15 protein-coding genes and 1 pseudogene are annotated in these 13,693 nt (G+C 71.8%); 9 read left to right on the top strand and 7 right to left on the bottom strand.

Annotation, left to right across the window (positions count from 1 at the left end):
- Positions 1-685 precede the first annotated feature (685 nt).
- The 3 genes from B1205_RS06540 to B1205_RS06530 form a co-directional block, all read right to left on the bottom strand.
- Positions 686-1,204 carry a helix-turn-helix transcriptional regulator gene (locus B1205_RS06540; protein ID WP_140157989.1) on the bottom strand — a complete coding sequence of 173 codons (519 nt, stop codon included), beginning with the start codon at positions 1,202-1,204 and terminating at the stop codon, positions 686-688.
- A 405-nt stretch (positions 1,205-1,609) separates the two neighbouring features.
- Complete coding sequence (locus B1205_RS06535; protein ID WP_089154762.1) at positions 1,610-2,671, bottom strand: hypothetical protein; 1,062 nt, start codon at positions 2,669-2,671, stop codon at positions 1,610-1,612.
- Positions 2,668-3,234, bottom strand: a complete 567-nt coding sequence (locus B1205_RS06530) for an RNA polymerase sigma factor (protein ID WP_089154761.1) — start codon at positions 3,232-3,234, stop codon at positions 2,668-2,670. The genes B1205_RS06535 and B1205_RS06530 overlap by 4 nt, the downstream gene beginning before the upstream one ends.
- Before the next feature lie 264 nt (positions 3,235-3,498).
- Between B1205_RS06530 and B1205_RS06525 the strand changes: the two genes are divergently transcribed.
- Positions 3,499-4,542: a MerR family transcriptional regulator gene (locus B1205_RS06525; RefSeq protein ID WP_089154760.1), complete on the top strand. Its 1,044-nt coding sequence runs from the start codon at positions 3,499-3,501 to the stop codon at positions 4,540-4,542.
- Positions 4,543-4,572: 30 nt separating this feature from the next.
- A complete protein-coding gene (locus B1205_RS06520) occupies positions 4,573-5,460 on the top strand; it encodes an LLM class flavin-dependent oxidoreductase (protein ID WP_089154759.1) in 888 nt (295 codons plus the stop codon).
- A gap of 35 nt (positions 5,461-5,495) precedes the next feature.
- Here the strand turns inward: B1205_RS06520 and B1205_RS06515 are convergent, their stop codons facing one another.
- Together B1205_RS06515 and B1205_RS06510 are read right to left on the bottom strand one after the other, a co-directional pair.
- On the bottom strand, positions 5,496-5,885 hold the full coding sequence (locus B1205_RS06515) for an ASCH domain-containing protein (protein ID WP_089154758.1): 390 nt from the start codon (positions 5,883-5,885) through the stop codon (positions 5,496-5,498).
- A 66-nt stretch (positions 5,886-5,951) separates the two neighbouring features.
- Positions 5,952-6,497: a phosphoribosyltransferase family protein gene (locus B1205_RS06510; RefSeq protein WP_089154757.1), complete on the bottom strand. Its 546-nt coding sequence runs from the start codon at positions 6,495-6,497 to the stop codon at positions 5,952-5,954.
- A 170-nt stretch (positions 6,498-6,667) separates the two neighbouring features.
- Here B1205_RS06510 and B1205_RS06505 point away from each other — a divergent pair, with 170 nt between their 5' ends.
- The 4 genes from B1205_RS06505 (at position 6,668) to B1205_RS06490 (ending at position 10,929) form a co-directional block, all read left to right on the top strand.
- Entirely contained in the window at positions 6,668-7,330 is a 663-nt protein-coding gene (locus B1205_RS06505) for a septal ring lytic transglycosylase RlpA family protein (protein ID WP_089154756.1), read from the top strand.
- Between the two features lie 68 nt (positions 7,331-7,398).
- Positions 7,399-8,526, top strand: coding sequence for a PP2C family protein-serine/threonine phosphatase (locus B1205_RS06500; protein WP_089154755.1), 1,128 nt, complete (start codon positions 7,399-7,401; stop codon positions 8,524-8,526).
- A 117-nt stretch (positions 8,527-8,643) separates the two neighbouring features.
- Entirely contained in the window at positions 8,644-10,500 is a 1,857-nt protein-coding gene (locus B1205_RS06495; RefSeq protein WP_089154754.1) for an acyl-CoA dehydrogenase, read from the top strand.
- A 159-nt stretch (positions 10,501-10,659) separates the two neighbouring features.
- Positions 10,660-10,929 carry a DUF6458 family protein gene (locus B1205_RS06490; RefSeq protein ID WP_013283345.1) on the top strand — a complete coding sequence of 90 codons (270 nt, stop codon included), beginning with the start codon at positions 10,660-10,662 and terminating at the stop codon, positions 10,927-10,929.
- Between the two features lie 116 nt (positions 10,930-11,045).
- Here the strand turns inward: B1205_RS06490 and B1205_RS06485 are convergent, their stop codons facing one another.
- Complete coding sequence (locus tag B1205_RS06485) at positions 11,046-11,576, bottom strand: SixA phosphatase family protein (RefSeq protein ID WP_089154753.1); 531 nt, start codon at positions 11,574-11,576, stop codon at positions 11,046-11,048.
- 116 nt (positions 11,577-11,692) lie between these two features.
- Between B1205_RS06485 and B1205_RS06480 the strand changes: the two genes are divergently transcribed.
- Positions 11,693-11,983, top strand: coding sequence for a DUF6458 family protein (locus tag B1205_RS06480; RefSeq protein WP_089154752.1), 291 nt, complete (start codon positions 11,693-11,695; stop codon positions 11,981-11,983).
- Between the two features lie 70 nt (positions 11,984-12,053).
- Here the strand turns inward: B1205_RS06480 and trhA are convergent, their stop codons facing one another.
- The gene (gene trhA / locus B1205_RS06475) at positions 12,054-12,731 is read right to left on the bottom strand and encodes a PAQR family membrane homeostasis protein TrhA (RefSeq protein WP_089154751.1); all 678 of its coding nucleotides are present in this window, start codon (positions 12,729-12,731) and stop codon (positions 12,054-12,056) included.
- A 75-nt stretch (positions 12,732-12,806) separates the two neighbouring features.
- On the opposite strand from trhA, the gene B1205_RS06470 reads away from it, so the two are divergent.
- Both B1205_RS06470 and B1205_RS30215 read left to right on the top strand, forming a co-directional pair.
- Positions 12,807-13,421, top strand: coding sequence for a 5-oxoprolinase subunit B family protein (locus tag B1205_RS06470; RefSeq protein WP_089154750.1), 615 nt, complete (start codon positions 12,807-12,809; stop codon positions 13,419-13,421).
- Positions 13,418-13,693 (top strand): annotated as a pseudogene (locus B1205_RS30215) (allophanate hydrolase subunit 2 family protein); the annotation flags it as partial. The gene B1205_RS06470 and the pseudogene B1205_RS30215, both read left to right, overlap by 4 nt.

The following is a 13,693-nucleotide window of genomic DNA, read 5'->3' as shown; positions in this document are numbered from 1 at the left end:
ACGGCTTTGCCGCGAGCGGGATGCAAGGCGACGACCGACGTCCATTCAGCGCTCTGTGAGACCTGATGTACTTCCGCTACGCGGTTGTCATCGCTTAAAGCTTTCTCCAGCCTCGCGCCAGCATTTATCCATTCCTTGTCTCCATGCTTTCGAACAAGGATAAAGGTGCCAAAGCGGGCGAAAAACTTAGGGTTCCATTCGTCTTTCTTGGTCGACTTTCTAGCCGGCTTATTAGATTCGTCGGGACGCTCCAAGACCTCGCCGGTCAGCGCCGGTTCGGGAGTTTCGAGATCCTCTGCCATCTGCTCCTGCTTCGAGGGCTGCGTCATCGGGTGCTGCGCTGTTGAAGATCACCTCAACACTTGGCGCGACACCTTCCTACCGTAGTACAGCCCTTCAACAACTGGAGAGGTTGACTGCTCGCGCGTTTGACCTCGGGCCATCAGTGGGCCATTAAGCCAGGCCGTTCGGGGTCACCCCAGACCGCTCCGCGAGCTGCTGACCTGGGCGTCAAGGCGGCTGAGCCTACACCTTGTACGGTTCCCAAGCTGACAGTGCGGGTTCGATTCCCGTCACCCGCTCCACGTACGAAGGCCCCAGCTCAGGACAGGTCTCTTGGGCTGGGGCCTCGTTCGTAGCTACCGCTTTCGTACTGGCCGGGCCCGTTACGGGTCGGTCTCCAACCTCACGCCGCGAGCAAGTCGGTCAGTGCTGCTATGTGAGCAACATGCTTCCGGTGTCGTCGTGCCTGAAGAACCAGGTTCGCCACCACCAGAGCCGGGTCGGTGTCCGGGGCGTCGAGCTTGAGGTGAGCCCTGACCCAGGGGGCTACTTCGCTCCATCGGTAGAACACCGTGCCTTCGCGGGCAGGGATTACCGGCGGCGGGAAGTTCCCAGGCCCTCGATCTCCCGTGGCGTACCTCCGGACAGACTCTCGGCTCTGCCCAATCCGGTCGGCGATGTCTGCAAGAGTGACCAAGTCCTGGTCCAGGATACGCAGGGCAATTACCCCGGCTGCGTCGAGATTGTGTACCGCTGAGGCGATGGCATCTGCCATGGTGTCCGCCTCGCGGTCGAACTCTACGACCGGCAGGCCGTTCTCTACGCCAAAGGCTGCGTCATCGCATCCCTCGGCGCCGAGGAAGTCCAATTCGTCCTCGGTAGGCTGCCGATCAAGCACCAGCGTGAACATGTGCGTTGTCATGGCCTACCTCCCTTTCAAGTGCACCCCTCCTGATATGACCTCACTTTCGATGAACGAGCACCGCTCGGGTCGGACACGGCTCGGTCCGCAGGGACACAGGCTGCGAACCGGCGCCTGCTTGTATGACCGGAAGTGCCGAGTGACCGCCGAGGAGTTGGCGGTGACGTGCCAATAGCGCGCCAAATGTGGGACAGCCGAGGTCAAGCCCACGCCACCAGAGGCCGCCGTGGCCGGGAGGACGGGCGCGTGACCAGCCAGCCGTTGGCGATTCCCAAACTGACACGGCCTCGATCTGCGGGCCGAGGGCTGGGCGTCAGGCTGCTGGCCGTCCAACCCGCTCCCAGGTCGAAGCCTGCCCGGGACGCGTGTCCCGGGGCAGGGCTTCGACCTGTTCGAATCACCCCGCTACGCGCACCCCAACCCCTGGGCGTACGTGTCCCTCGGATTCCCGGTGACGAACTCGTCGGCGATCTCCCAGAACACCTCCGGCCAGTCGCCCTCGTCGGTCATCTGACGCAGCACCCGCCACTGGTGGCTGCTGCGAAACGCCTCCGTGGCCCGCTGGAGCGCTACATGGTCGCCGGCCTGCTGCGCGCGTACCCATTCGGCGGCCCACGCGCAGCCGACCCGGCCGGTCACCGCGGCCCCGAACTGGTAGGGGTCATTGGCGCCGATGTCGTCGAGGGCCGTGGGGTCGAACCCGGGCGGAAGCGGCACGTCGGCGAGGACGCGGGCCACCTCGGCGGCTGCCCGGTCCGGGGTGACGATCTCCGGCGGGAGCGCGGCCAGCCAGGTGCGTACGTCGACGCGCACCACGTCGGTGAGGGCCCGGCCGAACGTGTCCCGGGTCCAGTGGCCGCCGGTCCGGAGCCCGACGAAGACGCCGTCGCGGGGGCGGAGCAGGACCTCGAAGTCGCCGGCGGAGTAGGCGAAGAGGTCGCCCGGCCAGCCGTCGACCGTCACCGGTTCCGGCCGGCCGACGGCGAGTCGGTCGGCGTGGAAGTCGTCGTAGGAGCCGACGGGATACCAGTTCATCTCCAATTCCTGCCGGCCGTTGCGGAAGCGGATGGTGCCCTGCTGCGCGGCGAAGCCGTAGACGGTCGTCACCTTCCAGCCGGGTCGGTTGATCAGCAGGCGCGGGTTCTCCTCGGCGGCCTTCATGGCGGCGGCGGAGTACACGACGGGGGTGGCGGCGGCCGGGCCGTCGGCCGGACGTTCGGGGAGCACGGCGGGCACGGCCAGGGCACCGGCGAGCACCGCGGCCGCGGCGAGCGCGCCGGCCGTACGTCGGATCCTGCCGCGACGGGCGGGGAGGCGCGGTGGCGGCGGTTCGAGGATGCGTTGGAGGGTCGGTGCGGCCATGATCTCCGCCAGGAGGGCCTGCTGCGCTCCGTCGAGGTGTCCGACGGCGTCGGGTCGGTAGGGATCGGCGTCCCGAACCATCTGGTCGAGCTGGTCGTCGGTCATCGGCCCTCCTGGGGGGCGGGTGTGGTCAGGATGTCGAGTACATGTCCGGGCGGGGCGAGGTCGTCACCGATGAGGTCGCGCAGCCTGGCCCGGGCGCGGGACAGGCGGGTCCGGACCGCGGCCGGGCTCACCCCCAGGACGGCGGCCACCTCGCGCGGCTCCAAGCCCTCCCAGGCGGTGAGCGTCAGCACCTCCCGGTCCAGCTCCCCGAGGCGGGCCAGCGCGGCCCGGACCGCGAGTCGTTCGGGCACGTCGCTGCCGGGGTCGGCGGCGACGATGTCCCGCACCTGTTGCCGGAGCCGTTCACCCAGCCGGTCCCGGCGTGCGCCGGTGCGGTGGTGGTTGGCGAGCACGCGTCGGGCGATGCCGTACAGCCATGGTCTGACCTCGGCGTCGACCGGCATCTCGTGGCCGCGGCGCCAGACCACGAGGAAGGTCTCGGCGACGACGTCCGCCGCGTCCTCAGGCTGCGGGGAGCGCCGCAGGGCATACGCCAGCAGCGGCCGGAAGTTGGTGGCGTAGACGTGTCGGAAGCGGTCCTCGTAGTCGATTCCGGAGTTCACATCTCCCCATGTCCGGTCGGGCGTCGATCGTGACAGGTGCCGCGCAATGGGTCGGTGGCGGGCGGGGACAACCGGCGCCAGGACGACCAGGAAGAACAGGGACAGCGCCGCTGACCGAGCCACTCCCAGAGCGGATGTCAGCCGGATGCGGTTCGGCCAGGTGATGCTCGGTCTTGACCCGGCCCCTGCGGCAAGGCCCACCGTGGTCCGTGCCGGTCGTCGTGGCCGGCACGGGAGCGCGACCGGCGCGGGGAGGACACCATCGTGCGGCTGCTGACCATCGGGGCGTTCGCCCACGCGGCCGGCCTGACGCCGAAGGCGCTGCGGATCTACGACGACTCCGGGCTGCTGCCGCCGGCCGCGGTGGACCCGCACTCGGGCTACCGGTACTACGCGCCGGAGCAGCTCGACCGGGCGCGGCTGATCGCCGCGTTGCGCCGTGCCGGCATGCCGCTGGCGGAGATCCGCACGGTCTGCGGCCTGCCGCCGGCCGTCGCCGCCGAGGCGTTGACCGCCTGGTGGCGGCGGGTCAGCGCGGACACCGCGGCACGCGGCCGGACCGTCGCGCTCCTCGTCGGCCAGCTCACCGAGAGGAACACCACCATGTCCGAGACCACCTTCCGGTACGCGGTGCGGTGCGAGACCGGCGCCGTCCGGGACTCCAACGAGGACACCGCGTACGCCAGCGGCACGCTGCTCGCGGTCGCCGACGGCGTACGCGGTCCCGGTGGGGCCGCCGCCGGCGCTGCCGCGGTGGACGCGCTGCGGTCGCTGGAGCCGGCCGGCGACCTGCTCGCCGCCTTGGGCGACGCGGTGACCCGGGCCGACCGGGCGGTACGCGCGCAGGCCACCGAAGCCGACCAGCCGGCCAGCACGCTCACCGCAATCGCGCGGCGCGGCACCCGGCTCGCCCTGGTGCACGTCGGTGACACCCGGGCCTACCTGTTGCGCAGCGGCGAACTGTCCCGGCTCACCCAGGACCACACGTACGTGCAGACCCTGGTGGACCAGGGGCGGCTCACGCCGGCCGAGGCGGGGGCGCACCCGCAGCGGGCGCTGCTGGCCCGGGCGCTCGGCGCGGGCGTCGACGTCGAGGCGGACCTGGCGCTGCGGACCGCGCTGCCCGGCGACCGCTACCTGCTCTGCTCCGACGGCCTCTCCGCGGTGGTCGACCCCGCCGCGTTGCACGACGCGCTGACCGGGGCGGACGAGCCGGAAACCGCCGTCGGGCGGCTAATCGACCTGGCGTACGCGGCGGGCGCGCCGGACAACATCGCCTGCGTGGTGGCGGACCTGGTGACCACGTAGCGGGCCGGCCCGGGCCGTACCCTGGCGATCATGCGAATTGGCATCGTGATCCTGCCGGATCAGCGCTGGTCGGAGGCGCGGCGGCGGTGGGCGCAGGTGGACCAGTGGGGCTTCGACCACGCCTGGACCTACGACCACCTGGGCTGGCGTGACCTGGTCGACGGGCCCTGGTTCGACTCGTGGACGACGCTGACCGCGGCGGCGACGGTGACCTCGCGGGTCCGGCTCGGCACGCTGGTCGCCTCGCCGAACTTCCGCCACCCGGCGGCGTTCGCCCGGCAGGTCACCGCGTTGGACGACGTCTCCGACGGCCGGTTGCTGCTCGGCCTGGGCGCGGGCGGGATCGGCTTCGACTCGGCGGTGCTCGGCGGCGAGACGCTGCCGCCCCGGCAGCGGGTCGACCGGTTCGCCGAGTTCACCGAGCTGCTCGACCTGATCCTGCGCGAGGACGGCACCACCTGGCGCGGGGAGTGGTTCGCGGCGGTGGACGCCCGCAACAATCCCGGTTGCGTGCAGCGGCCCCGGGTGCCGTTCGTGCTCGCCGCGAACGGGCCCCGCTCGATGCGGTTGGTCGCCCGGTACGGGCAGGGTTGGATCACCACCGGCCTCGACGGTGACGACCTGGAAAGCTGGTGGGGCAGCGTGGCGGAGGTGTCCGAGCGGATGACGCGGACGCTGGAGCAGGCCGGCCGGGACCCGGCCACGCTGGACCGCCACCTCTCCCTCGACGCGGCCCCGGTCTTCTCGCTCACCAGCGCCGACTTCTTCGCCGAGCAGGTGGCCCGGGCGGCCCGGCTGGGCTTCACCGACGTGGTGACGCACTGGCCCCGGGAGAGCAGTTGGTACGCCGGCGACGAGGCGGTGCTGGCAGAGGCCGCCGCCCTGCTGCCAGAGCTGCAAGGCGGGGCCCCTTCTTAACGCATTCTGCATAGGCGGGGCCCCCTTTTAACACCTCAGACGAGCCGGAACCGGATGCAGACGATCCGGCTGTCGTCGGTCACCGGGGTGCCCTGCCGCGCCCAGTACGCGCCGTGACCGGCCCGCCACTCCTCGATCGACCGGTCGCCCTCTCCCTCGGCGCGGGCGAACTCCCAGGGCACGTCGGCGAAGCGCACCACGTCGACGCCGGTGACCTCGACGACACCGACCAGGGTGTCGTCGTCGTCGACCAGGGCCAGCCGTTCGCCGACGTGCTCCAGTTCCTCGTTCTCCTCGGCGTACTCGCCGGTCAGGCCGGCGGTGGCGGTCTTCGCGCCGGAGAGCACGAGGGTGTTGAGTCGGGCGCGCAGCTCGCCGGGCGTGCCGAGGGCGAGCGTGCGCAGCCCGTCGATGCGGGGCCACATGCGCACCGAGGCTACGCCCGCCGGACGGCGTGTCCGGCCGCGGCCGGCCCCCGCTGGCGGCCGAGGTCAGGTCTCGGGCAGGTCGTCGCCGGTGAGCAGAGCGCGCAGGCACAGCCGCTCACCCACGGCGGGCGGGCAGGTCGCCACCAGCGCGACGGCGCCGACCGCCTCGGCGCCGCAGTCGCGGATCAGCCGGTGCAGCGCGTCCAGTTGCGCGCCGGTGTCGACCCAGTCGTCGACCAGCAGCACCCGGTCGCCCGGGCCGAGCCGTCGTCCGTCCACGCCGACCCGCAGCCGTCGGCCGCGATGGTCCGGCGGTGTCTCGGCCCACCGCATCGGCGCGACCCGGCGTCGCTCGCCGCCCTCCTTGTACGCGGGCAGGAACCCGGCACCGGTGGCGACCGCCACCAGCGGGCCGAGCAGCAGCCCGGTCACCTCGGGGGCGATCACCACGGTCGGCCGCGCGTCGGGAAGGAGGCCGGCCAGGGCCGGTCCGGCCGCGGCGAGCACCGCCGGATCCCGCCACCAGCCGGAGAGGTCGCTGACCAGGTGGCTGCTGGCCGGTCCGGGGTCGACCCACCGGAACAGCTCGACCAGGCGACGGTTCAACATGGGGTTCCCCTTCTGGCCGCCGTCGGCCGTTCGGCCGAGTGGCGGTGGCTTGATCGGCTACACGTAGCAGGTCAAATGCGGGCATAACATCATGATCACGTTGACGTCGGAAGTGCTTCTCTCGTTACGGTCCGGGCCGGTTTGTTCAGCCCACGAAAGGACCGGGCCCGGTGACTGGTAGGCACCTTCGTACCCGCAGATTGTTCTCCTCGCCCGCCGGCATCGCCGCCACCGCGGCGATCGGCGTGGTGCTCGCGGTCGGCGGCACCGTCGGCGCCGTGCAGCTCACCTTGGCCGAGCCGCCCGCCACGCCGGTCACGATCGATGTCGCCCCTTCGGCATCCACGAGCGCCTCCGCGCCGACGAGCGCCTCGCCGTCGCCGAGCGCGTCGGCCTCACCGACCACGTCGGTCTCGCCGAGCCTCAGCCCGTCGCCGACGGCCACGTCGAGCCGTACCCAGGCGGCGTCCCGCGGCAAGACCCGGACCGCCGCGCCCAAGCCGACCGCGAAGAAGACCACCGCGAAGAAGGCCGCCGCCCCGAAGGTCGTGGAGAGCGGCTCCTGCGGCGCGTCCTTCTACGACGAGGGCCAGATGACCGCCAACGGTGAGAGCTTCGACCCGAACGCCCTGACCGCAGCGCACAAGACGCTGCCCTTCGACACCCGGGTCCGGGTGACCAACCCGGCCAACGGCAAGTCGGTCGTGGTGCGGATCAACGACCGTGGTCCGTTCATCGCCGGCCGTTGCCTGGACCTGTCCCGCGCCGCGTTCGCGGCCATCGCCGCGACCGGGCTCGGTGAGGTGGACGTCCGCTACGAGGTCCTCGGCTGACCGGCCCGTCCGGCAGATCTTCCGTGATGGACGGGCCCGGCTCATTCTCCCGTGCACGTCCATCAGGCATGCTGTCCGATGTACGCACGCAACCCTTCCAGCCGGGCCGCGGCCCGCTGAGCCCCGGATCCCGCGCCGGCCTCGGCGCGGCCCTCGCGCTGCTCGCGGTCGTCTCGGCCGTGGAGTGGGCCGACGGCCGGCCGGCGCACTACCTCGCGCTGATGGCCGCCGCGCCCCTCCTCGCCGGCGCGCTGGCGTCCTGGCGGGTGGTGGCCGTGGTGGGCGCGCTGGCCTCCGCGACCGGTGTCGCGTTCGCGGTGGCCGAACGGGGCGCCTCGCTGGTGACCGCCGTGAACGTGGCGGCCATCGTGCTGGCCACGGTGATCGCGGCCGGCGCGGCGGCAGTGCGTCAGCTCCAGGCGGATCGGATCGCCGAGCTGTCCCGGCTCGCCTCGGTCGCCCAGCAGGCGGTGCTGCGTCCGCTCGGCCCTCAGGTCGGCACCCTGGCGGTGGCCGCCCGCTACATCTCCTCCACGGCCACCGCGGAGATCGGCGGCGACCTGTACGAGGTGATGGACACCCCGTACGGCGTCCGCATGATCATCGGAGACGTACGCGGGAAGGGGCTGGACGCGGTCCGACTGGCCAGCATCGTGCTCGGTTCCTATCGGCACGTCGCGTACGAGCGGGCCGACCTGCGGGCGGTGGTGACCGACCTGGACCGGGCGGTGGCCCGCAACGTCGGCGACGAGGACTTCGTCACCGCCGCGCTGATCGAGGAGCGGGGCGGCACCCTCACCATCGTGAACTGTGGACACCCGCCGCCGCTGCTGCTGCGCCGGGGCGCGGTGATCCCGCTGGAGCCGCCGGCGCCCGCGCCGCCGCTCGGCTTCATGCCGGTGGTCCGACCCCGGGTGGAGCGCCTGGAGCCGGGCGACCGGCTGCTGCTGTTCACCGACGGGCTGGGTGAGGCGCGGCGGGACGGCGAGTTCTTCCCGACCGCCGACCGGGCCTGGCGGCTGCTCGGCCACGGCACCGTCGCCGACGGGCTCGCGTCGCTGGAGACCGCCCTGGTCGAGTGGGTGCAGGGCCGGCTCGACGACGACATCGCGCTGGTCCTGATGGAGTACGCGGGTACGCGCAGCGCGACCGCCGCTCCGGTGCCGAGCTGGGAGGTCGGCGCCGCCGACGGGTGAACCCGAAGTCGTGTGACCGTGGTCACTTCCGGCATCCGCTTGTCGTTGCCTACCGGTGAGTAATACAGTCTGGAGTTACTGATCGGTAACACCTGTCCGGAAGCGGGGCCAGCGAGCATGACCCACTACAAGAGCAACGTTCGGGACCTCGAGTTCAACCTGTTCGAGGTCTTCGGGGCGGACCGGACGTTCGGCCAGGAGCCGTACACGGATCTTGACGTCGACACCGCCCGCAGCTTCCTCTCCGAGGTCGACCGCCTCGCGCGCGAGGACCTGGCCGCCAGCTACACGGACAGCGACCGCAACCCGCCGGTCTTCGACCCCGCGACGCACACCGCGCCGCTGCCCGAGTCGTTCAAGAAGTCGTACCGGGCGTTCATGGACTCGGAGTTCTGGCGGCTCGACCTGCCGGAGCCGCTCGGCGGCACGAACGCGCCGCGCGCCCTCTGGTGGTCCCTGGCCGAGCTGGTGCTCGGCGCCAACGCCCCGGTCTGGATGTACGCCTCCGGTCCCTCCTTCGCGCACGTGCTGCACGTCGAGGGCACCGAGGAGCAGAAGAAGTGGGCCCGGCTGTTCATCGACAAGCAGTGGGGCTCGACGATGGTGCTGACCGAGCCGGACGCCGGCTCGGACGTGGGCGCCGGTCGCACCCGGGCCGTGCAGCAGCCGGACGGCTCGTGGCACATCGAGGGCGTCAAGCGCTTCATCACCTCCGGTGAGCACGACCTGAGCGACAACATCGTGCACTACGTGCTGGCCCGCCCGGTGGGCGTGGAGGGCGTCGGCGGCCCCGGCACCAAGGGCCTGTCCCTCTTCGTCGTGCCGAAGTTCCACTTCGACGCCGAGACCGGCGAGTTGGGCGAGCGCAACGGCGTCTACGCCACCAACGTCGAGCACAAGATGGGCCTGAAGGTCTCCAACACCTGCGAGGTGACCTTCGGCGAGCACGGCGTACCGGCCAAGGGCTGGCTGCTGGGCGAGAAGCACGACGGCATCCGGCAGATGTTCATGATCATCGAGTACGCCCGGATGATGGTCGGCACCAAGGCCATCGCCACGCTCTCCACCGGTTACCTGAACGCGCTGGAGTACGCCAAGAACCGGGTGCAGGGCGCCGACCTCATCCAGCAGGCCGACAAGACCGCCCCCCGGGTCACCATCACCCACCACCCGGACGTCCGCCGCTCGCTGCTGATGCAGAAGTCGTACGCCGAGGGCCTGCGGGCGCTGGTCTGCTACACCGCGACCTGGCAGGACAAGGTCGCGGTCGCCGAGGCGGCCGGCGACGAGAAGGCCACCAAGCTGGCCAAGCGGGTCAACGACCTGCTGCTGCCGCTGGTCAAGGGCGTCGGCTCGGAGCGGGCGTACGAGCTGCTCGGCCACGAGGCGCTCCAGACGTACGGCGGCTCCGGCTTCCTCCAGGACTACCCGCTGGAGCAGTACGTCCGGGACGCCAAGATCGACACCCTGTACGAGGGCACCACGGCGATCCAGAGCCTCGACCTGATCTTCCGGAAGATCGTCCGGGACAACGGCAAGGCCCTGCTGGCGGTCGCCGGCGAGATCCAGGAGCACATCGCCTCCGAGGCCGGCAACGGTCAGCTCAAGGAGGAGCGGCGGGCACTCGGCAAGGCGCTCGCCGAGATCCAGAGCATGATCGGCGTGATGACCGGCTGGCTGGGCGAGGCCCAGGCCGGCGACGCCCGTGCGCTCTACAAGGTCGGCCTGAGCAGCCGGCGGTTCCTGCTGGCGCTCGGCGACCTGGTGGTCGGCTGGCTGCTGCAGAAGCAGGCCGACGTGGCCTTGAAGGCGCTGGCCGGCGAGGTCTCCGCCAGCGACAAGGCGTTCTACACCGGCAAGGTGGCCGCCGCCCGGTTCTTCGCCCGCGAGGTGCTGCCCCGCATCGGCGCCGACCGGCGGATCGTCGAGAGCGCCGACCTGGAGATCATGGACCTCCCGGAGGAGGCGTTCTAACCTCTTTCTCCCTTTCACCTCGACGGCCGGTGGGCGACAGCCCACCGGCCGTCGTCGTTGGTGCCGCCCGGGTGGTGAGGGCGGCCGGTCGGTGGGTAACCGTCGCGGACCACGACCGGAGTACGCCCAAGGGCCACCGCACGGGGGAGTGCAGCGCACATGGGCATTGGTAGCGCCATCTTTCTCATCGCGCTCGGCGCGATCATGACCTTCGCCATCCGGGCCAACGTCTGGTGGATCGACCTGCGCGCGGTCGGCTGGGTCTTCATCCTGGCCGGGCTCGGAGTCCTGCTGACCACGTTGTGGTTCTGGCAGGACCGGCGCAAGCGTGCCCGCACCCTCATCGTGGAGGAGAACCGGCTCTCCCATCCGACCGCGATGATGCCGCCCCCGCCGGACCCACCGCCGCCCACGGCCCCACCCTCCTGACCGCCCACGCCCGCCCCGACGCGGACGCCCGCGCTGGCACGGGCGTCCGCGCGTGAAGCGTTAACAAGGGGCCCCGCCTATACCGCAGGCGTTAAGAGGGGCCCCCTCCTTACACCTCAGCTGCGGGCGGTGTGGCGGGTGGTCAGGGGGGCTCGGGTTACGGTGGCCCATGGGGCGGTGGGGTGGTGGACTACCAGGTCGGTGGTGCGCAGGCCGTCCGGATCCGCCCGTTCCGGGTCGAGCAGCGCCGACAGCAGCGAGATGCCCGGGTTGTGGGCGATCAGCAGGACCGTGCCGGCCGCCGGGTCGACCGTGCGCACCAGCTCCAGCAGTTCGTCCGGGTGCGCCTCGTACGCGGTCGGCTCGTACCGCACCGTCGGCGTCGAGCCCGCCGGGCCGCTCTCCGGCGGGGAGCCCGTCATGCCCAGCGCCACGCCGTGCCAGGTCTGCCGGGTGCGCCGGGCCGGCGAGCAGAGCACCACGTCGGGCAGCAGCCCGTGCCGGGCCAGCCAGGCGCCAGCCGCCGCCGCGTCGGCGTGGCCCCGCGCGGTCAACGGCCGTTCCGCGTCCGGGGCGTCCCGGGACTGCTCCGCCTTGGCGTGTCGTAGCAGCACCAACGTCCGCTGATCGATCCTGCCGTCCGTCATGGGCCCAGCTTGCCTGATTGACGATCGGACTGCCTGGGTATGTCGATGCGTGCCGCTACCTCATCCATGGCCGCGGCGGGCCGGAAACGCCAGCAGGACGCCAAGGAGGCGACGTCATGGGCATCGGTGCCAGCATCTTCCTCATCGCGGTCGGGGCGATCTTCGCGTTCGCTGTGGACGCCGACCTGGGGTGGCTGAACCTCAACGTGGTCGGCTGGGTCCTCATGCTCGCCGGGCTCGTCGGCCTGCTCACCACGCTCTACTTCTGGAACAGCCGCCGCCGGGTGGTCGCCGCGCCGGTGCGCCAGCAGGTCGTCGCCGAGCCGGTGGTGCCGGTGCAGGGCGCCCGGGTCGTCCGCGAGGAGTACCGCGAGGTGCCCCGTCCGGGCTCGGGCTACCCGGCCTGACCACCCCCAGAACCCGAGGGCCCCGCAACGGCGCGGGGCCCTCGCGCATGTCCGGGCCGGGTGGACCGGCTCAGGCGAACAACGCGAAGTAGATCGCGATGTGGTGGCAGATCGCGGCGACCAGCGTGCAGGCGTGGAAGAACTCGTGGTGGCCGAAGACGGTGGGCCAGGGGTTCGGCCGGCGCAGCGCGTAGAAGACCGCGCCCACGCTGTAGATCGCGCCGCCCACGCTCAGCAGCACCAGCGCGGTGACGCCGCCGGAGTGCAGGATCTGCGGCAGCATCGCCACCGCCACCCAGCCGAGCGCCAGGTAGAGCGGGGCGGAGACCCAGCGCGGCGCGTGCGGCCAGATCAGTTTTACCGCCACGCCGGCCAGCGCGCCGCCCCAGACCAGGCTCAGCATGAGCGTGGCGTGCCGGGTGTCCAGCAGCAGCGCGCAGAACGGCGTGTAGGTGCCGGCGATGAACACGAAGATCATCGAGTGGTCCATCCGGCGCATGATCTGGAAGCCGCGTTCGGACCACACGCGCCGGTGGTAGAGCGCGCTGGTGCCGAAGAGCCCGCACACGGTGAAGCTGTAGATCAGGCAGCTCACCAGCGGTGCCCACCCGGGCCGGGTGGCGGCGATCGAGCACAGGACGATGCCGCAGACGAGCGCAGCGAAGAACGCGTAGGCGTGCAGCCAGCCGCGCATGCGCGGCTTTCCGAGGTCGACCGGCCGGAGCCGGAGCGGTGCGGAGGTGGTCACCTCATCAGGTTACGACAGCGTAGGTTACTTGCAAGTAGTGTGGACCGTCACGTCGCACGACGCGAGGATGACCGAATGCGGATCCGACCCGTCGGCGCGCACGCCCTGCTGCTCGACTGCGACGACCTCGACCAGGTCGAGGCGTGGCGGGCCGAGATGTGGCGCCGGCGTACCACCGGCGAACTGGCCGCCGAGGAAATCGTCCCCGCCGCGCTCACCGTGCTGCTCGACGGCGTACCGGACCCGGAGGCGACCGCCGCGCGGATCGCCCGCTGGCACCCCCGCGACGCCACCACCGGCGCCGGCGCCGCCGAGGTCCGGGTGCCCACCCGGTACGACGGGGAAGACCTGCCCGCCGTCGCCGAGCACTGGGGCGTCGACGTGCCCGCCGTGGTGGAACGGCTGCGACGCACCGAGTTCCGCGTCGCGTTCTGCGGCTTCGCGCCCGGGTTCGCGTACCTCACCGGGCTGCCGCCGGAGCTGGCCGTGCCCCGGCTACGCACCCCGCGTACCCGGGTACCGGCCGGCTCGGTCGCGCTGGCCGGCCCGTACGCGGGGATCTACCCCGCCGCGTCGCCCGGCGGCTGGTTGCTGGTCGGACGGACCGACCTGCCCCTCTTCGACGTGCACGCCGACCCGCCGGCTCGGCTCACGCCCGGCACCCGGGTGCGGCTGGTGGACGCGCCGTGATCGAGGTGCTGCGGGCCGGCGCGCTCACCACCGTGCAGGACCAGGGCCGACCCGGCTGGGCGCACCTCGGCGTGCCCCGTTCCGGCGCGCTCGACCCGGCCGCCCTGCGCCTGGCCAACCGGCTCGTCGGCAACCCCGAGCACGCCGCCGGCCTGGAGATCACCCTGACCGGCTGCGTGCTGCGCGTCACCCGGGCGGCCACCGTCGCGCTCACCGGCGCCCCGGCCGACGTCCTGATCGAGCAACCGTTCCGCAGGGTTCCGCCCGCGGAT

The organism is Micromonospora sp. NBS 11-29 (assembly GCF_002140155.1).
In the GTDB taxonomy this organism is placed as follows: domain Bacteria; phylum Actinomycetota; class Actinomycetes; order Mycobacteriales; family Micromonosporaceae; genus Micromonospora.
This window is presented reverse-complemented; position numbering and strand designations above follow the sequence as displayed.

Excerpts from the sequence above, each read along its gene's own strand:
- B1205_RS06540 (WP_140157989.1), bottom strand. The coding sequence starts at position 1,204 with ATGACAACGCACATGTTCACGCTGGTGCTTGATCGGCAGCCTACCGAG.
- B1205_RS06535 (WP_089154762.1), bottom strand. The coding sequence starts at position 2,671 with ATGACCGACGACCAGCTCGACCAGATGGTTCGGGACGCCGATCCCTAC.
- B1205_RS06520 (WP_089154759.1), top strand. The coding sequence starts at position 4,573 with ATGCGAATTGGCATCGTGATCCTGCCGGATCAGCGCTGGTCGGAGGCG.
- B1205_RS06515 (WP_089154758.1), bottom strand. The coding sequence starts at position 5,885 with ATGTGGCCCCGCATCGACGGGCTGCGCACGCTCGCCCTCGGCACGCCC.
- B1205_RS06510 (WP_089154757.1), bottom strand. The coding sequence starts at position 6,497 with ATGTTGAACCGTCGCCTGGTCGAGCTGTTCCGGTGGGTCGACCCCGGA.
- B1205_RS06500 (WP_089154755.1), top strand. The coding sequence starts at position 7,399 with ATGCTGTCCGATGTACGCACGCAACCCTTCCAGCCGGGCCGCGGCCCG.
- B1205_RS06495 (WP_089154754.1), top strand. The coding sequence starts at position 8,644 with ATGACCCACTACAAGAGCAACGTTCGGGACCTCGAGTTCAACCTGTTC.
- B1205_RS06490 (WP_013283345.1), top strand. The coding sequence starts at position 10,660 with ATGGGCATTGGTAGCGCCATCTTTCTCATCGCGCTCGGCGCGATCATG.
- B1205_RS06485 (WP_089154753.1), bottom strand. The coding sequence starts at position 11,576 with ATGACGGACGGCAGGATCGATCAGCGGACGTTGGTGCTGCTACGACAC.
- B1205_RS06480 (WP_089154752.1), top strand. The coding sequence starts at position 11,693 with ATGGGCATCGGTGCCAGCATCTTCCTCATCGCGGTCGGGGCGATCTTC.
- B1205_RS06470 (WP_089154750.1), top strand. The coding sequence starts at position 12,807 with ATGCGGATCCGACCCGTCGGCGCGCACGCCCTGCTGCTCGACTGCGAC.